This window comes from Pseudomonas bubulae (genome assembly GCF_037023725.1).
GTDB classification, from domain to species: domain Bacteria; phylum Pseudomonadota; class Gammaproteobacteria; order Pseudomonadales; family Pseudomonadaceae; genus Aquipseudomonas; species Aquipseudomonas bubulae.
The window spans coordinates 247,299-265,263 of record NZ_CP146077.1 but is presented as its reverse complement, the minus strand read 5'-3'; the positions used below and the strand labels follow the sequence as shown (position 1 = coordinate 265,263).

Below are 17,965 nucleotides of genomic sequence, written 5' to 3'. Positions count from 1 at the left end.
TGCTGGCTTGATGCTAAACAAAATGATCTTACAGCTATTTATAACCTTTGTTCGACAGTCGGATTAAACCGCTGTTTCTTCCTGTCACCGTACTCGGCAACACCATAGCCGATCAAGGATAGACCATGAGCCTCCCGTCGCTTGCTCCAATTCCCGGTCTTTTACAGCCACTGGCCAGCCGTGCCGAGCAGTCGTGGCGCACGGCAGTCGCCGGGCTTGAGGACGGGCACGGGCTCGATGACTGGTCGCCCGAGCGCTGGTCGGCGTTCAGCCGGGTCAGTGCAGCCAGCGACTTCTTTATAGAACAGTCTTTGCGTGACCCTTTGATGTTGCTCGAACTGGCGCGCTCGGGTGAGCTGGACCGCACCTTCGCCCCCGGCGAGTTGTGCGGGCAGATTGCTGCTGCCGCGCAGGCCGCAACCAGCGATGACGAACTGGGCCGCGCACTGCGTCGTCAGCGCACCCGCCAGCAAGTGCGGATTATCTGGCGCGATATCAATCGTCAGGCCGACCTGATCGAAACCTGTCGCGATCTGTCGGACATGGCCGATGCCAGCATCGATCAGGCCTATCGCTGGCTGTATCAACGTCATTGCCAGCAGTTCGGCACACCCATTGGCAATCGCAGTGGCGAGCCGCAGGCGATGGTGATCCTGGGCATGGGCAAGCTCGGCGCCGTGGAGCTGAACCTGTCTTCAGACATCGACCTGATCTTTGCCTACCCTGAAGGCGGCGAAACCGTGGGGGCCAAGCGGGCGCTGGACAATCAGGAGTTCTTTATCCGCTTGGGCCAGCGCCTGATCAAGGCGCTGGATCCGATGACGGTCGACGGTTTTGTGTTTCGCGTCGACATGCGCCTGCGTCCTTATGGCTCATCCGGTGCGCTGGTGTTGAGCTTCAACGCGCTGGAGCAGTACTACCAGGATCAGGGCCGTGACTGGGAGCGTTATGCCATGATCAAGGCCCGGGTCGTGGCCGGTGATCAGGTGATGGGCGCGCAGTTGCTCAGCCTGTTACGCCCGTTTGTGTATCGTCGCTACCTCGATTTTTCCGCGATTGAAGCGCTGCGCACCATGAAGCAGTTGATCCAGCAGGAAGTGCGGCGCAAAGGCATGGCTGACAATATCAAGCTGGGGGCGGGCGGTATCCGCGAGGTCGAGTTTATCGCCCAGGCATTCCAGCTGATTCACGGCGGCCGCGATCTGAGCCTGCAACAACGGCCGCTGCTGAAAGTCCTGACCATCCTGGAAGGCCAGGGCTACTTGCCTGCAGAGGTGGTCGGCGAACTGCGCGAAGGTTATGAGTTCCTGCGTTACACCGAGCATGCAATCCAGGCCATTGCCGACCGCCAGACTCAAATGCTGCCCGACAATCAGCAGGATCAGGCCCGCATTGCCTTTATGATGGGGTTTGACAGCTGGACCGCATTCCATGAACAGCTGATGGCGTGGCGTGGTCGTATTGACTGGCACTTCCGTCAGGTTATTGCTGACCCTGATGAAGAAGAGGTCATCGACGAAGGCGAGCTGATTGTCGGTGGTGAGTGGTTGCCGCTGTGGGAAGAGGTCCAGGACGATGCCGCAGCCTGCGCGCAGTTGGAAGAGGCCGGGTTTGTCGATGCGCCCAAAGCCCTGAAACAACTGGCGGCCCTGCGTTCCAGTCCGCAACTGCGCTCTATGCAGCGCTTGGGGCGCGAGCGTCTGGATGCTTTTATCCCGCGCTTGCTGGCGCAAGCCGTTGAGCACGCCAACCCTGATCTGGTGCTGGAGCGGGTGCTGCCGCTGGTCGAGGCGGTGGCCCGGCGTTCTGCTTATTTAGTGTTGCTCACCGAAAACCCTGATGCTTTGCGCCGTTTGCTGACGCTGTGCGCGGCCAGCCCGTGGATCGCCGAGCAGATCACCCGTTTCCCATTGCTGCTCGACGAGTTGCTCAACGAGCGCCGTTTGTTCAAGCCGCCGCTGGCCCCTGAGCTGGCCGCCGAGTTGCGTGAACGCCTGACGCGTATCCCCGAAGACGACCTTGAGCAGCAGATGGAAGCCTTGCGCAACTTCAAGCTGGCCCACCGTTTGCGGGTCGCGGCATCGGAAATCTCCGGCAGCCTGCCTTTAATGAAGGTCAGCGATTACCTGACCTGGCTGGCCGAGGCCATTCTGGAGCAGGTGCTGGCCCTGGCCTGGCGCCAGACAGTGGCCAAGTACGGCACGCCACAGCGCACCGACGGCAGCCTGTGCGATCCCGGCTTTATTATTGTCGGCTACGGCAAGGTCGGTGGCATCGAGCTGGGGCATGGCTCGGATCTGGACCTGGTGTTTATCCACGATGGCGACCCGAATGCTGAAACCGATGGCGCCAAGCCCATCGACGGTGCGCAGTTTTTCACCCGTCTGGGCCAGCGGATCATCCATTTGCTCACGGCGCAGACCAACTCCGGGCAGTTGTATGAGGTCGACATGCGCCTGCGCCCGTCAGGCGCTTCGGGGTTGCTGGTCAGCTCGCTAGGTGCTTTTGAGCGCTATCAGGAAAACGAAGCCTGGACCTGGGAGCATCAGGCACTGGTGCGCGCCCGCGTGCTGGTGGGCTGCAAACAGGTGGGCGCGGCCTTTGAACAGGTGCGCGCGAGCGTATTGGGCCGCGAGCGGGATTTGCCGACCTTGCGTCAGGAGGTCAGCGAGATGCGGGCCAAGATGCGCGACAACCTGGGCACCCGTATTACCGCTGCCGGAACCGCAGAAAACGCCTTCGAGGCAACGGTGCCGTTCGACCTCAAGCAGGACGCCGGAGGTATCGTCGATATTGAATTTATGGTGCAATACGCGGCCCTGGCGTGGTCCAGGGAACACCCGGCGTTACTGCGCTACACCGACAATATCCGCATTCTGGAAGGGCTGGAGCAGGTCGGGCTGATGCCCGCCACCGATGCCAGCCTGTTGCGCGAGGCTTACAAGGCCTTTCGCGCCGTCGCCCACCGGCAAGCCTTGCAGAAGGAAGCCGGGGTGGTCACGGGGGATCAATTTGTGGTCGAACGCCAACACGTACGGCGCATCTGGTCCGAGCTAGGATTGAGCTGATTTGCTGGCTCACACACAGAGTTAAAGCTGTAAGAACGTATCCGGCGGGTCCATAAGGCCCGTCCAATTTGCCTGCCGCCTCGTGGTGCGGGTGCTGGATTCTTTGAGGAGCGTAATGATGTCGATGGCTGATCGTGATGGTGTGATCTGGTATGACGGCAAGCTGGTGCCGTGGCGTGATGCCACGACCCATGTGCTGACCCATACATTGCACTACGGCATGGGCGTGTTTGAAGGTGTGCGCGCTTACGAAACCCCGCAGGGCGCGGCGATTTTCCGCTTGCAGGCGCACACTGACCGTCTGTTCGATTCGGCCCACATCATGGGCATGAAGATCCCGTTCAGCAAAGACGAAATCAACGAAGCGACCCGCGTAGCGGTGCGTGAAAACAACCTCGACAGCGCCTATATCCGCCCGATGGTGTTCTACGGTTCCGAAGCCATGGGCCTGCGCGCCACCGGCCTCAAGGTGCACGTGATCATCGCCCCCTGGAGCTGGGGTGCCTACATGGGCGCCGAAGCGCTGGAAGTCGGAATCAAGGTGCGTACCAGCTCCTTTACCCGCCATCATGTGAACATCTCCATGACCCGGGCCAAGGCCAACGGCCATTACATCAACTCGATGCTGGCCCTGCAGGAAGCGATTTCCGGCGGAGCCGACGAAGCGCTGTTGCTCGATCCGGAAGGCTTTGTGGCTGAAGGCTCGGGTGAAAACGTATTCCTGGTCAAGGATGGCGTGATCTACACCCCGGACGTGACTGCGTGCCTGAACGGCATTACCCGCAGCACGATCCTGACCCTGGCCACCGAGCTGGGGTACAAGTTTGTTGAAAAACGCATCACCCGCGACGAGGTGTATATCGCCGACGAAGCGTTCTTTACCGGCACTGCCGCTGAAGTGACGCCGATTCGCGAAGTCGACGGGCGTCAAATCGGGATCGGCCGCCGTGGCCCGATCACCGAAAAACTGCAAAAGGCTTACTTTGACCTGGTGACCGGCAAGACTACGGACCATCCAGAGTGGCGTACACTGGTCAAGTAATGTCGGCATAGCATCACAGCAGGGAGGCGAATGCCTCCCTTGCTTGTTTATGGAAACTTATGAATATTTTGATCGTTGGGCCCAGCTGGGTCGGTGACATGGTGATGGCGCAGACACTGTTCCAGTGCCTCAAGCAGCGCCACCCGCAGTGCGAAATCGATGTGCTGGCTCCCGAGTGGAGCCGGCCCATCCTTGAGCGCATGCCTGAAGTTCGCAAGGCCTTGAGCTTCCCGCTCGGCCACGGCGCGCTTGAACTGGCCACGCGACGCAAGATCGGCAAGTCCCTCAAGGGCCAATACGATCAGGCAATCTTGTTGCCCAACTCGCTTAAATCGGCCCTGGTGCCATTTTTTGCGGGTATTCCCAAACGTACCGGCTGGCGCGGCGAGTTCCGCTACGGCCTGCTCAACGATGTGCGCAAGCTCGACAAAGAGCGCTACCCGCTGATGATCGAGCGCTTTATGGCCCTGGCCTATGAGCCTGGGGCCGACCTGCCCAAGCCGTACCCGCGCCCTGATTTGCAGATTGACCCGCAAAGCCGTGCCGGCGCACTGGCCAAGTTCGGCCTGGAGCTGGATCGTCCGGTGCTGGCGCTGTGCCCGGGTGCCGAATTTGGCGAGTCTAAGCGCTGGCCGTCCGAGCACTACGCCAAAGTTGCCGAACAAAAGATCCGCGAAGGTTGGCAAGTGTGGCTGTTCGGCTCCAAAAACGATCACGGGGTAGGCGAAGATATCCGTTCGCGCCTGATCCCGGGGCTGCGCGAAGAGTCGGTCAACCTCAGCGGCGAGACCTCACTGGCCGAAGCCATCGACCTGTTGTCCTGTGCAGATGCCGTGGTATCCAACGATTCCGGGCTGATGCATGTGGCCGCTGCGCTGAACCGCCCGCTGGTGGCGGTCTACGGCTCCACTTCGCCAGGTTTTACCCCGCCCTTGGCGGACAAGGTCGAAATTGTGCGGCTGGGCCTCGATTGCAGCCCCTGTTTTGACCGTACCTGCCGTTTTGGCCACTACAATTGCCTGCGCGAACTGATGCCGCAGCCGGTGATTGAAGCCTTGCAGCGTCTGCAGGGTTCACCGGTCGAGGTTAACTAGGTGCGCGTTCTGTTGGTCAAAACTTCATCCCTCGGGGATGTGATCCATGCCTTGCCGGCGCTGACCGATGCGGCGCGGGCGATTCCGGGCATCACCTTTGACTGGGTTGTGGAGGAGGGCTTTGCCGAAATCCCGACCTGGCACCCCGCGGTGGGCAAGGTGATTCCGGTGGCGATCCGCCGCTGGCGCAAAAATATCTGGCAGACCCTCAAGAGCGGCGAGTGGAGCCGCTTCAAGCAAAGCCTGCGCGCCGAAAAATACGACCTGGTGATCGACGCTCAGGGCCTGGTGAAAAGTGCCTGGTTGACCCGCTACGTGAAAGCCCCGGTTGCCGGGCTGGATAAAGACTCTGCCCGTGAGCCGTTGGCCAGCCGCTTTTACCAGCGCCGCCTGGCGGTAGCCCGCGGGCAGCACGCGGTTGAGCGTCTGCGTCAGTTGTTCGCGGTCGCGCTGGGCTACGACCTGCCCAAAGGGCTGGGCGATTACGGCCTGGATGTCGAAAAACTGGTTGAGCTGCCGCGCAAAAAGCCCTTCGTGCTGTTTTTGCATGGCACCACCTGGGACACCAAGCACTGGCCCGAAGTCTATTGGCGCGATCTGGCCCAGCGCATGGGCCATCTGGGCGTCGAAGTGCGCCTGCCGTGGGGCAATCCGGCTGAAAAAGCCCGGGCCGAACGCATTGCCAATGGCTTGAATAATGCCGTGGTACTGCCCAAATTGAATCTGGCCGGGGTCGCCAAGGTACTGGCCAGTGCCAGTGCCTGCGTGGCAGTCGACACCGGGTTAGGGCATTTGGCCGCTGCACTGGATGTGCCGACCATTTCTTTGTTCGGGCCTACCAATCCGGGCCTGACCGGGGCCTATGGCAAGGTGCAAATCCACCTGGCCAGCGATTTTCCGTGTGCGCCATGCCTGCAGAAAAAATGCACCTACACTCCGACTGCACAGGATCAGCAGCGGTTTGATCTGAAAAACGAGTGGCCACTGTGCTTCACCCGTTTGAACCCTGAGCGTGTCGCGAGTCGATTAAGCACGTTGTTACTGGCTGAGGAACTGCGCTGATGCAACTGGCTTTTGTGCTGTACAAATACTTTCCGTTTGGTGGGCTGCAACGGGATTTCATGCGCATTGCGCTGGAATGCCAGAAGCGCGGCCATCAAATCCGCGTCTACACCATGATCTGGGAAGGCGATATCCCGCCCGGATTCGAAGTGCTGGTGGCGCCGGTCAAGGCGTTCCACAACCATACCCGCAATGAAAAAATGCTCGCCTGGATGCAGGCCGATCTGGCCAAGCGCCCGGTAGACCGGCTCATCGGCTTCAACAAGATGCCGGGGCTGGACGTGTACTACGCGGCGGACGGCTGCTTTGAAGACAAGGCGCAAAACCTGCGTCATTCGTTTTATCGCTTCTTCAAACGCTACAAGCACTTTGCCGAGTACGAGCGCGCGGTGTTCGCCAAGGACGCCAAGACTGAAATCCTGATGATTTCCGAAGTCCAGCAGCCGCTGTTCATCAAACACTACGACACCCCGCTGGAGCGTTTCCATCTGCTGCCACCGGGTATCGCCCTGGATCGCCGCGCGCCGGACAATGCCGCCGAGATTCGCGCCGAGTTCCGACGTGAATTCAATCTGGCAGACGACGACTTGCTGCTGGTGCAGATTGGCTCGGGCTTCAAGACCAAGGGTGTGGATCGCAGCCTCAAAGCGCTGGCGGCCTTGCCGGGTGAGCTCAAAAAACGTACGAAATTGTTTGTAATCGGCCAGGACGACCCCAAAGTCTTTCAATTGCAGAGTGCCACTTTGGGTTTGGGCGATCATGTGCAGTTCCTCAAGGGGCGCAGTGATATCCCGCGCTTCCTGCTGGGCGCCGATTTGCTGATTCATCCGGCCTACAACGAAAACACCGGCACTGTATTGCTTGAGGCACTGGTAGCCGGTTTGCCGGTGCTGGTCAGCGCTGTTTGCGGCTACGCCCATTACATCAGCGACGCCGATTGCGGTCGGGTACTGGACGAGCCGTTCGAGCAGGCGCAACTCAATGAATACCTGACACACATGTTGTCCGACGACACTGCGCGCGCGGCCTGGAGCCGAAACGGCCTGGCCTACGCGCAGACGGCCGACCTCTACAGCATGCCGCAGCACGCTGCGGATGTGATTCTGGCGGAGCAACACTGATGAAACTGATTCTTGCCGAACCGTTCAAGAGCTTGTGGGCAGGGCGCGATGCGTTCACCGAAGTCGAGCGTCTGGAAGGCGAGGTTTACCGCGAACTGGAAGGCCGGCGTACCTTGCGTACCGAAGTCGACGGGCGCGGTTTCTTTGTGAAAATCCACCGTGGCATTGGCTGGGGTGAAGTGTTCAAGAACCTGCTGACGGCCAAGCTGCCAGTTCTTGGCGCCGGCCAGGAGTGGCGGGCGATCAAGCGCCTGCACGAAGTGGGTGTGCCGACCATGACGGCCGTGGCTTACGGCGAAAAGGGCAACAACCCGGCAGCCCAGCATTCCTTCATCATCACCGAAGAACTGGCGCCGACGGTCAGCCTCGAAGACTTCAGCCTCAACTGGGTCAAGCAGCCACCGCAGCCCAGGCTCAAGCATGCGCTGATCGCTGAAGTGGCGCGCATGACCGGCATGATGCACCGTGCCGGGGTCAACCACCGTGACTGCTATATCTGCCATTTCTTGCTGCACACCGACAAACCGGTGACCGCAGACAACTTCCGCCTGTCGGTGATCGATCTGCACCGCGCCCAGACTCGCGCCGTGATCAGTAAGCGCTGGCGCAACAAGGATCTGGCGGCACTGTATTTCTCGGCCCTGGATATCGGCCTGACCCAGCGGGACAAACTGCGCTTCCTGCGCGGTTACTTCCAGATGCCCCTGCGCCAGATCCTGCGCGAAGAAGCCCGCCTGCTGGCGTGGCTCGAAGGCAAGGCGAACAAACTCTACGAACGCAAACAGCGTTATGGAGATGCACTGTAATGGCGGGTTGGAATCTGGAACCTGCTTACAGTGCGTTGGCGTCTGATTTTGGCAGTCTGGAGGCAGTATTTGCCTTGCAGGGGGAGCATCTGACGCGCGATCCGCTATCGGAAGTCATCCGTGTGCAGCGCGATGGCGTGAATTATTACGTCAAGCGCTACACCGGGGCCGGCAAGGGCCTGCGCCGTTATCTGGGCCGCCCGCGGGTCAAGTCCGAATGGCAGAACCTCAAGCGCTTCGCCAAGTGGGGTATCCCCACGGCCGAGGTGGTGGCTTGGGGCCTTGAACGCAGTGGGTTCGCCTACTCCCGTGGCGCCATGATCACCCGCGAACTGCCCAATACCCGGGATTTGTCAGAGTTGGCGGACAACCATGATCCGCTGCTCAAGGATCGTGCCTGGGTAGATTGTGTCAGCCGTCAGTTGGCGCGTTATACCAAGACCATGCATGACCATCGCTTTACCCATAACGACCTGAAATGGCGCAATTTGCTGATCGATGAGCAGCCCAAGCTGTTTTTGATCGATTGCCCCAACGGCGATTTCTGGCGCGGCTTCTGGCTCAAATACCGCATCACCAAAGACCTGGCGTGCCTCGATAAAGTGGCCAAGTACCATTTGTCCTACACCCAGCGTTTGCGTTTCTATTTTCAATACACCGGGCGCACGACGCTCAATGCGGCGGATAAGGAACGTGTCCGTCATATCGTGCGTTTTTTCGAGGGCCGGGAATGACAGACTTTATGGCAGACGCCGACCGGGCATTGCTTGAGCGCAATGGCCTGGCTGACTTTGATGCCCTGTGGGCCGTGCAGCTGGAAGCGGTGGACGAGCCCAATACCAGTGGTGGTGGCTGGAGTAGCGTGTTTCGCATGGATCTTGAAGGTCAGGGCTATTACCTCAAGCGTCAGAGCAATTACCTTACGCGCACGCTGCACAGTCCGCTGGGCGAGCCGAGTTTTGCCCGCGAATTCCGTAATATTCAGCGCTATAAGCACATAGGTATTCCTGCGCTGGAAGCGGTGTTTTTTGGTGAGCGAAAAGTGCCGGGCGAGCGTCGTGCAGTGCTGATGACCCGTGCGCTGGACGGTTGGAATGACCTCGATTCGCTGCTCGATCAATGGCCGCAACTGACCACAGAGCAGCAGCAGGCGATTTTGCGCGAATGCGGCCAATTGGCTCGTCGGCTTCACGCTGCGCGGCAGGTGCATGGTTGTTTTTACCCCAAGCATATCTTCCTGCAGGCCGATGGCGCGGGGGGGTATCGCGCTCAATTGATCGATCTGGAAAAAACCCGGCCCTTGTTGCTGGGCCAGCGGGACAGGGTCAAGGACATTGAGCCGTTGTTGCGTCGGGCCGATGTCTGGAGCGAAGCAGAGGTGCGCGCCTTGCTCGCTGCTTATCTGGAACAGCCCGTCGACAGTTCCTTGGTCGATGCCTGGCTGACGCGACTGTATGTGCGGCGCAATCAAAAAGGGGGGCGCTGATGCGTTTGTCCGAACTGCTGAAGGCTGGCCGTGCGCCAGGCTTGCCGCTGAGTATCGAACTGGCCGACGCAGCAGGGCCTGCGCAATTGCAACTGCTGACCTTGCTGCGGGTATTGCCGGGCCAGCGTTATGTCGGTGCCGGGGTGTGGCGCGGGCGTACCGTGCTGGCCAAGATGATGGTCGGCAACAAGGCTGCGCGCAACTTTCAGCGCGAGCTGACCGGGGTGCGTCTGCTGGCTGAACAAGGCTTGACCACGCCGCAACTGCTGGCCGATGGCTTGCAGGAAGGTGAGGGGGGCTGGTTGCTGTTCGAGTACCTGGAGGGCGCTCAGAGCTTGGGCGATGCCTGGGATGCAGTCGCGTCGTTGCCGGTGCTGGCTGATGAACAAGTGGCCGTACTTGCCGAGGCTTTGACTGCCATCGGGCAGATGCACCGCAAGGGTCTGTGGCAGGAAGACCTGCATCTGGACAACCTGTTGCGTCAGGACGGCAAGCTGTATTTGATCGATGGTGCAGGCATCTGTGTCGAAGAGGCAGGCAAACCGCTGTCGCGGCAAAAAGTGCTGGAAAACCTCGGCGTGTTTTTTGCCCAGTTGCCCAAAAGCCTTGAGCCGTTTATCGAAGAATTACTCGTGCACTACCTGCTGAGCAACGGCGAGCATGCCTTGCCGCTTGAAGCGCTGCTCAAGCAGGTCGAGAAAGTCCGTGCCTGGCGCCTGAATGACTTTTTAAACAAGGTTGGCCGTGATTGCTCATTGTTCAGCGTGCACCGCGGGGCGTTTGCCTTGCGTGCCGTCCTGCGCGAAGAAGAGCCGGCGATGTTGCCCGTTTTGGCCAGGGCTGATGCGTTGCTTGATCAGGGGCATCTGTACAAGACCGGTGGCGCGGCGAGTGTCGGCAAGGTTGAAGTGGCGGGCCGCATGCTGGTGGTCAAGCGCTATAACATCAAGGGCTTTGCCCACTGGCTCAAACGTTTCTGGCGCCCGAGCCGGGCCTGGCATTCATGGTGTGAAGGCAATCGTCTGGCGTTTTTGGGGATTGCCACGCCCAAGCCATTGGCGCTGCTGGAAACTCGGTTTTTGTGGTTGCGGGGCAAGGCGTACCTGGTGACCGAGTACTTGCCAGGGCCGGACATCATCGAGCGCTTTGCGCCCTATGTTGAGCACGGTAATGCGCCCGAAGCCGAGCTGGTGGCACTGGAGCAGCTGTTTGCCGACTTGATCCGCGAGCGTATCAGCCACGGTGACCTCAAGGGCCATAACGTGTTCTGGGATGACGGGCGCTGGGCGCTGATTGATCTGGATTCGATGTGCCAGCATCGCTCATCGAGCAGCTTCGCTTCAGCGTACGCCCGCGATCGTGCACGCTTTATGCGCAACTGGCCGGTGGGCAGTGCGTTGTATCAGGTGATTGACGGGCGATTGCCGACAAACCCTGACTGAAGCCTAGCCAGGACTTTCTGTGGGAGCGAGCCTGCTCGCGAATGCTCTTCGCGAGCAAGCCCGCTCCCACAGGGGCGTGCCCGTGCTGTCAGAAGCTGTACTGCGCCCCGGCTCCGGCATACCACGAGCGGCCCGGCGCAGCTTCGTAGTAGCGGCTGTTGGAGTCGCCGACAATCACCGAACCCACATACTGACGGTCCAGCAGGTTGTCCAGACGCAAGGACTGGTGGAAGGTCCAGTGCTCGATCTTCTGTTCAAACTTCGCCCGCCAGTTGAATACGGTATAAGCAGGTGCTGCCTTGGCGGTGTTGGTGTCTTCCACATATACCTTGCTGCGGTACATGCCTTCAATAGCCGTACTGACCCAGTCGGCCGGCTTCCAGTTCACCTCGGCAAACAGCGTGGTCTGCGGTACGCCCGGCAGGTAGTTGCCTTTGTCTACGGTACCGCTGGTGCTGGCGAAGTCGCTGTCGTAGGTGGCTTGCAGGCGAGTGTAAGCGAGGGTTGAGGTCCAGTGTTCTGCGAGCTGGCTCTCTACACCCAGTTCAAAGCCCCGGCGCAAGGTGCGGCCGGCGTTCTGGTAGGTCGTACGGCCACCGGTATTACTCAGCACCACCAGTTCATCTTCTGTGGTGATCTGGAATATGGCCGCATTGATCCGCGTATTGTTGAGCTGCGCCTTGAGGCCCATTTCATATTGGGTGCTCTCGGAAGGTTTGAGGCCGAAATTGAAGCCCTGGCCGCTGGGCGAGTATGCCAGTTCGGCCTGAGTCGGCGTTTCAAAGCCTTTGCCTGCACTGATATAACCATGCAGCTCGGGGGTAAAGGCATACATCACGCTGACGGATGGCGTGGCCTTTTCGTAACGCTTGGTGCCACTGGCGTCGCCGTTGCTCAAAAATTGATCATCGACGTCCATCTCCATGGTGCTGTAGCGCAAGCCGGCCTGTACCGTCCAGTTGTCCAACGCCCAGTTGGCCTGTACATACGGGTCGAGACTGCGGGCGGTATCTACCTCATCACGCACCAGTGCGCCTTTGACCCCCAGCTCACTGCCGATAAAGTTTTGATAACCGTGGCGGCTGTCCTGGCTCTGATCGAAGTCCAGGCCGCCAATCAGGGTCAGATCGCCCGGTACACCGTAGACCGGTTGCATCCAGCGCAGGCTGCCGCCGTAGAACTTGCGATCGAATTGCACGACACCGCCGCCCTGTTTATTGCTGGCTGCTGTGGGCGGAATCGCCAGATACTGAATAACGCTGCGCGTACCGGTATAGGCATTGACCTGCAGGGTAGCGTCACCGATATAGCGCTCGTAGTTCAGGCCCAGTTGCTGATGGTCGATGCTCTTACGGGTGTTGTAGGTAATGGCATTGGGCGTTACCGAGCGCGGGTCGGCCTTGTAGGCTTCCCAGCTTTGGCCCAGCGGATCCTGTGTGCCGTTTTGCTCAAGGCTGCTGTAGATCAGCGCCAGCTTGCTGTCTTCGTCGGGCTTGAGGTTGAGCTTGGCGAAGGTCTGGTCCCGGCGTGCGGCGCTGTGGTCGCGGTAGCCGTCGGTGTCCATGCGTGAGGCATCAAGCACAAAGCCGACGTCGTCGGTGGCGCCCTCGGCGGTCAGGTGGTTCTTGCTCATGCCGTCGCTGCCGACCAGAGTCTCGGCGCCAATGCGCGGCGGGCCCTCGCCGTCGCGGGAGAACATTTGAATCACGCCACCGGCGTTACTGCCATACAGGGTTGCCGCCGGGCCGCGCAGCACTTCAATGCGCTCGGCGGTATCGAGGTTGAAGGTTGCAGCCTGGCCCTGGCCGTCGGGGGTGCTGGCCGGTATGCCGTCGGCAATCAGCTTGATGCCGCGCACCCCAAACGCCGAGCGGGCACCAAAGCCACGGGAAGATATTTGCAGGTCCTGGGCATAGTTCTGACGGTTTTGCACCACCAGCCCCGGTACACGGGACAGCACCTCGGATGCATTGATGCCCAGTTGGCCATCCTGGATTTGCTCCTGATTGATACTGTCCACCGAGTACGGCAGGTCAAAACTCGGGCTGGCGCTGCGCGAGCCGGTGATGACACTGGGATCCAGCTCCAGGGTTTCGGCGCAGACGACAGGTGCCAGGCACAGGCCTGGCAGTAACAGGGCAAGGTGAGCAGGTGTGAAATATTTCATGGGCAAATCGGGTTCCGTGTGACGCGACCCGTCCAGGGCGACGGGGGGAGGCTAGCAGAGGGCGCGCAGTTTAGCGGCTGAGGTGCGGATATCCAGCAAAACAAGTGACAAGGACGCGCTGAGCCGTCCCTGTCTTGAACGTGATGAGCGTCGGGCGCGGGGTTATTGCACTTGGGTCATGTTGATGTCTTGTAAGCCATGGATCAGGTCTTTGAGGGTGTCGTAGCGTTTTTGGTGGATGGTTGGCCAGCTTTCACGTTCGATAAAAATCTGACCATTGGCGTCGGTTCTCAAAGGGGTATGCACAATTTCGTGGTTATTTGAGCGATGTATCAACTGGGCGCCTTGAGGGGATGCGCTGTCCAGGCGGAAGAACCCCGGAGCCGGTAGCCTGTTATTGGTTTGCGATGGGGAGAGGGCTGGTAAATGGGGCTTTGTGCCTGGAATGTCGATTTGCAGCCAGTAATCGTTTTTCAAAAAGCGGTAGTTAGCATGTTTGTTATCCGCGGGGATGATTTCACCGATGTCCTGACGCAAGCCGCGGCTGGTGCCCGGGGCTGAATCCGATACTCGCACGGATATCGCCCCTTCAAGTTCGGCCAGCCCCGATATGCCCTCAAAGGTGTTGGCATGTGAGTTGCCCGTCAGGGCTATCCATTTGCCTCCTGGGTTTTGGGCCTGATGAGCGCGAATCGTACGGGAGGCAAAGTAGCTGAACATTTCATAACGGTTTAGCCAGGGCGTTTCGCTCGGTGTGCTTTTCGGGTAGTAACTGGCCGAGCAGTCAACCGCGATAACCCTGATGCCATGCCGTCTGGCCTCGCGCACCAGTTGGCTGAAGGTATGGCGGCTGGAGGGGTTGATCTGATGACCAAAATCCTGATCCTCAAGGTATTTGTTCAACCTGAGCGGCATTTTTCCGCTTTGGAAGTAGTCATCCAGAAGGCTTTGGTGCAGGTCGCTTTGCAGGTGCTCCATGTAGAGGACCTTTACGTCGTGTCTGGCAAACTCGGCCATGTTGTCGATCAGGATCTTTTTACTCGATTGGTGAGAGTGGGTTTCACCCCACACGATGCCATCTGACTGCTCGAACAGGTGGTTGATCAACGCTTGTTCCTGCACGTTGCCAGGTAATTGCGGGCGGGTGGCCCGGGGTTTTGCAGGTTTTGTCAGGAAGTAGGCCTTGGCATCCGCGAGCAGCTTGATCCGCAGCTCCTTGAATGCCCGGTGGGCAAGGCTGCGCTCGGACGCAAAATCCATAAAGTCAGTGATGCCATCGAGTACTGAACGATGGTTCTCGGTGATGTCCCGAAGTGCTTCCTGGTACTCGGCGGGCATGTCGTAGTCACTGTATTTGAGGTGGGGTACATCGCCAGTCAACTCGGTGAGATGCCCCGTCAGAGGCACCCAGCGTTTGCTGTTGTCCGCCAGCCTGTGCTTGATTTGCCAGCGGCCTGCGGTGCGCCGGACCTTGAAGCTGGCGCTTGCGCCAGCGCTTGAACTCGATTGCGGTTGCAAGTACCAGTTGCGGCCCAGCCAGCCGCTGTAGACTTCGAACACGTCGCTGTCCTGCTTGATATATCGCATGTTGTCTATGCGATAGATGCCCTGCTCGTCAGGGGTGTAACGGCTGAGATCGACGCCTCTGACGCGCGCGTTGTCGATTACCCTTTCAATGCCGGGCTTTTGTTTGAGCAAAGGGGTTGTTGGATCGACATCCCATTGCCCGGCCGAGAGTTCACGCAAGGGGATGCTGTACGGTGCGTTGGGTTTGCGCTCATCCAGTGCGCGCCAGGTGTTGTCCAGGTTGTCGTACTGGCTGCGATAGAACCTGCCGTTTGTGTTTTTGGTGTAGCAGGCGGTCTGACCATTGGCAGTGGGCGCTTCATACACACCTGCACCGTATTCATCCCCCGTGCGCAGCCTGAGCCTGGCACCGGGATAATGGCTGGCAGCTGCAGGACTCAACGAGGGTACGGGCTGTTTTGCGCGTTGACGTATCGAATTGCCGAATACGGCTGAGCCGGTAAAGTCCGAGGCGCCGTCAGTCAGGTAGGTGATGGACTCCATAAAGTGCAGCAGAGCTTCGTGTTTTTCGTCGCGCTGCAGGGCATCAAGGCCTCTGATGATCTGAGCGATAAATCGCGCCAGTACGATGGGCAGCAGCACTCGGGTGGGCAATGCGAAAGACAGGATGTCGATTGCCGTCAGTACGGCCTCTTTGGCAGTGTTTACGTTGCTTTCCCAGGTAGAAGTCGACTGCTCGTCAGCATCGCGGATGGCGTGCAAGGCCTCGGTGTCGTAGGACGCTTCGAGCAGGTCATGGCTGATGCCCTGCAGTTGCAGATTGGCCTCGCTCAGTCCCCGCTCCAGCAGCGGCTTGATATACGGCTGTTGCGCCGGTGTCACGTGGCGCATCACATAGGCTCGCCAAATAGGCCGTGACAGGATCTGGCCCAGCTCGTTGCGTGAGTTGGCAACCAGGAACCAGCGGCTCTCAGGCCCGCCGGGGGTGTAGCACAGCAGTTGCCCGGAGCCGGTGGCGCTGAACACCAGCAAACCCGGTAGTGGTTTATAGCGCAACATCAGCAGATGGACTTTGACCTGCTCACCGTTGATTTGTGCACGGTTGCTCTCTACGGGCTGCTCAAGCGCAGCCCTGACCCATGACACCTGTTGGGTGGTCAGCGCACCCGCCAGCGTGGCTTCAAGCAAGTCCAGGTTCAGTTGTGCCTGCTTAAAAGCGACATAGCGCTCCTTGCGCCATTGGGCCTGGCTGGAGTTGACCAGTAGCTCCTTGAGATTTTTTTTGTAGCGCTCGCCAATATCCAGCTGGCGCACCAGCGTTTTCAGATAGCTGCTGGTCAGCACGGCATGTTTCTGGCCCGCTCCATCCTTGACTTGTGCAGTGAGGGCGAAAGTGACGTCCCAGATACCGACATTGGACAGCGCCATCTCACTCAGGCTACGGCGTGTGGTGTGGTAACTGATGATCGGCCCGGTTCTGCCCAGGCTCATGCCTGCAGGAAACCCGGAACCACTGACAGGGTTGATCAAGGGGCCGGTGCGCAGGGCTTCAGTGGTCGAGATGAAGATCTCGTCCGGGTCGACGTCTATGCCGTGGTCTTTTTTGATCTGTTGCTGTAACTGAAGGCGGGCATAACCCAGCAGTGTATGTTTGCGGCCGATTTCGCTGAGGGGTTGGGCGTCGTCGGATTCTGCCGCCAGGCGCTCGTGATTAAGGCGCTCAACGGCAAGCCGCCACTGGGTTTTTTGGCTGTCTGAAGCAGTCTTCAACCAGTCGGGCAATTGGCTTTCCAGCAATCGGGTATAGCGCCCGCGCAGTATGTTGGCGGGATTGAGGGGCAGGCTTGCAGCCAGGGATTGGTCGACGCAGTCGGATAGCTGATCGAGGGATGTGTCTTGCTTGAGATTGCGTGCCACCGACCAGGCATGGTGCATGTCGCTTTTTTGTTTGTTGATCAATTGATCGCTGAAGACGGTAGCTATGGCGCTGTCTGCAACCGGGCTGTAGTCGACTTGCTCATGGGCCAGGGCGCGCTCCCGATCTTCGGTGAGTACGCACGTGAGCAGTGTTTCACGCTGGTAAGGATCGTTGAGCCGGGTCGTCAGTTCCTGGCTGAGGGCGGCGAGTGAATCGAACACTTCCAGGCCAGTGTTCGGCAGGTAAAGCACTGAAGGCCGCGGGGTGGGATCCAGGGCAGTGCGCTTGTCCTGCACGCTGGCTGAGATCAGGGGCAGGTGTTTCGTGGTAATCACGAAGGCGCCGTGCAGCACTGCAGTCCTTTGCATGAGACGACTGCTGAGTGCCAGCGTGTAAAAGCCGTAGGGGCCGGGCGTTTTTGGCGCGGGAGATGGGCTGGCATCAGGGAGTACCTGATTGATCATGTCCAGGGCGGTGGGGCTGAAGGTGCTGTCCTCGTGGCGCACGGAGGCTTCTGCGCGGATCAGCCTGTGGGCAAATTGCGACAGCCAGTCTTTGGGCGCTTGCCCATTGAGGTCCTTGTGGGGTGTGCGCCAGAAGTCGTTAAGGGCATCCCTCACACACAACTGCGGGGAGCGGACGACAAACTCAAGGTATTTTTCGAGTTCAGGGGCGGATACCCCGGCCGTTCGATCCTCCTCGTCAAGGCTATAGGCGTAGTTGTAGACGCGGGTGGCACCCTGTACGAAGGTCGGGATCTGGCCGGTCAGGTAGCACTGGTCTATCAGGGCAGTCACCGACTGGCTGGTGATAGTGGGGTTTTGGCCAGGCTGGGCTGCGATCTCTTCATTGATGAAAAGAAAGTCGGTGCAGGTGTCAGCGGGCAACCGCGGAAAAAATACCCGCAGGCAGTGATCCAGCGACAGATCAAGGTTGGGCAAGGCATTGCGCAGCACGAGCAGTTCGCGCTCTGCGTCTTTGAGGTTAGCGAGTGCACTGGGCATGGGGTCGTTCCTGTCTATTGACGCGTACGTCGGTGTATCCACAGGAAATCCCAAAACGTTCGGGTGTTAGGGCTACATATATGTGGCCCGGCGATTTTTTTGCAGATGAGGGCGCGCAATAGGGCGTGGCAAATCGTGCAGGGTCACTGCGGGCGTCTTTACGCTATAATCCCGCTCTTTAGCTGTTTCTCGAACTGCGAGGAACGCATCATTTTTTCAGGCGCCCGC

The 17,965-nt window shown here is 59.4% G+C and carries 11 protein-coding genes; 9 read left to right on the top strand and 2 right to left on the bottom strand.

Annotated features, from left to right (window positions below; translation table 11 throughout):
- Positions 1-125: 125 nt before the first annotated feature.
- The 9 genes from glnE (at position 126) to V6L81_RS01170 (ending at position 11,121) form a co-directional block, all read left to right on the top strand.
- Positions 126-3,068: a bifunctional [glutamate--ammonia ligase]-adenylyl-L-tyrosine phosphorylase/[glutamate--ammonia-ligase] adenylyltransferase gene (gene glnE, locus V6L81_RS01210; protein ID WP_095025241.1), complete on the top strand. Its 2,943-nt coding sequence runs from the start codon at positions 126-128 to the stop codon at positions 3,066-3,068.
- A gap of 118 nt (positions 3,069-3,186) precedes the next feature.
- Positions 3,187-4,110, top strand: coding sequence for a branched-chain amino acid transaminase (locus tag V6L81_RS01205; RefSeq protein WP_095000905.1), 924 nt, complete (start codon positions 3,187-3,189; stop codon positions 4,108-4,110).
- A gap of 59 nt (positions 4,111-4,169) precedes the next feature.
- Positions 4,170-5,204: a lipopolysaccharide heptosyltransferase II gene (waaF, locus tag V6L81_RS01200; protein ID WP_095000906.1), complete on the top strand. Its 1,035-nt coding sequence runs from the start codon at positions 4,170-4,172 to the stop codon at positions 5,202-5,204.
- Positions 5,205-6,266, top strand: a complete 1,062-nt coding sequence (gene waaC / locus V6L81_RS01195) for a lipopolysaccharide heptosyltransferase I (RefSeq protein ID WP_095000907.1) — start codon at positions 5,205-5,207, stop codon at positions 6,264-6,266.
- On the top strand, positions 6,266-7,387 hold the full coding sequence (locus V6L81_RS01190; RefSeq protein ID WP_095000908.1) for a glycosyltransferase family 4 protein: 1,122 nt from the start codon (positions 6,266-6,268) through the stop codon (positions 7,385-7,387). Before waaC ends, V6L81_RS01190 begins: the two co-directional genes overlap by 1 nt.
- Positions 7,387-8,193, top strand: coding sequence for a lipopolysaccharide core heptose(I) kinase RfaP (gene rfaP / locus V6L81_RS01185; RefSeq protein WP_095000909.1), 807 nt, complete (start codon positions 7,387-7,389; stop codon positions 8,191-8,193). The genes V6L81_RS01190 and rfaP overlap by 1 nt, the downstream gene beginning before the upstream one ends.
- Positions 8,193-8,927, top strand: coding sequence for a lipopolysaccharide kinase InaA family protein (locus V6L81_RS01180; protein ID WP_095000910.1), 735 nt, complete (start codon positions 8,193-8,195; stop codon positions 8,925-8,927). Before rfaP ends, V6L81_RS01180 begins: the two co-directional genes overlap by 1 nt.
- The gene (locus V6L81_RS01175) at positions 8,924-9,679 is read left to right on the top strand and encodes a lipopolysaccharide kinase InaA family protein (protein WP_338660428.1); all 756 of its coding nucleotides are present in this window, start codon (positions 8,924-8,926) and stop codon (positions 9,677-9,679) included. Before V6L81_RS01180 ends, V6L81_RS01175 begins: the two co-directional genes overlap by 4 nt.
- On the top strand, positions 9,679-11,121 hold the full coding sequence (locus V6L81_RS01170; RefSeq protein ID WP_337859384.1) for a lipopolysaccharide kinase InaA family protein: 1,443 nt from the start codon (positions 9,679-9,681) through the stop codon (positions 11,119-11,121). Before V6L81_RS01175 ends, V6L81_RS01170 begins: the two co-directional genes overlap by 1 nt.
- An 88-nt stretch (positions 11,122-11,209) precedes the next feature.
- Here the strand turns inward: V6L81_RS01170 and V6L81_RS01165 are convergent, their stop codons facing one another.
- Together V6L81_RS01165 and V6L81_RS01160 are read right to left on the bottom strand one after the other, a co-directional pair.
- Positions 11,210-13,288, bottom strand: a complete 2,079-nt coding sequence (locus V6L81_RS01165; protein WP_338660427.1) for a TonB-dependent receptor — start codon at positions 13,286-13,288, stop codon at positions 11,210-11,212.
- A 162-nt stretch (positions 13,289-13,450) separates the two neighbouring features.
- Positions 13,451-17,737 (bottom strand): membrane-targeted effector domain-containing toxin, encoded by a 4,287-nt coding sequence (locus V6L81_RS01160; protein WP_338660426.1) that lies wholly within the window; start codon positions 17,735-17,737, stop codon positions 13,451-13,453.
- Positions 17,738-17,965: the final 228 nt, after the last annotated feature.

Bases quoted from the DNA above. Each gene is read 5' to 3' on its own strand.
- V6L81_RS01190 (WP_095000908.1), top strand. From the start codon at position 6,266: ATGCAACTGGCTTTTGTGCTGTACAAATACTTTCCGTTTGGTGGGCTG.
- rfaP (WP_095000909.1), top strand. From the start codon at position 7,387: ATGAAACTGATTCTTGCCGAACCGTTCAAGAGCTTGTGGGCAGGGCGC.
- V6L81_RS01170 (WP_337859384.1), top strand. From the start codon at position 9,679: ATGCGTTTGTCCGAACTGCTGAAGGCTGGCCGTGCGCCAGGCTTGCCG.
- V6L81_RS01175 (WP_338660428.1), top strand. From the start codon at position 8,924: ATGACAGACTTTATGGCAGACGCCGACCGGGCATTGCTTGAGCGCAAT.
- V6L81_RS01165 (WP_338660427.1), bottom strand. From the start codon at position 13,288: ATGAAATATTTCACACCTGCTCACCTTGCCCTGTTACTGCCAGGCCTG.
- glnE (WP_095025241.1), top strand. From the start codon at position 126: ATGAGCCTCCCGTCGCTTGCTCCAATTCCCGGTCTTTTACAGCCACTG.
- V6L81_RS01160 (WP_338660426.1), bottom strand. From the start codon at position 17,737: ATGCCCAGTGCACTCGCTAACCTCAAAGACGCAGAGCGCGAACTGCTC.
- V6L81_RS01180 (WP_095000910.1), top strand. From the start codon at position 8,193: ATGGCGGGTTGGAATCTGGAACCTGCTTACAGTGCGTTGGCGTCTGAT.
- waaF (WP_095000906.1), top strand. From the start codon at position 4,170: ATGAATATTTTGATCGTTGGGCCCAGCTGGGTCGGTGACATGGTGATG.
- V6L81_RS01205 (WP_095000905.1), top strand. From the start codon at position 3,187: ATGTCGATGGCTGATCGTGATGGTGTGATCTGGTATGACGGCAAGCTG.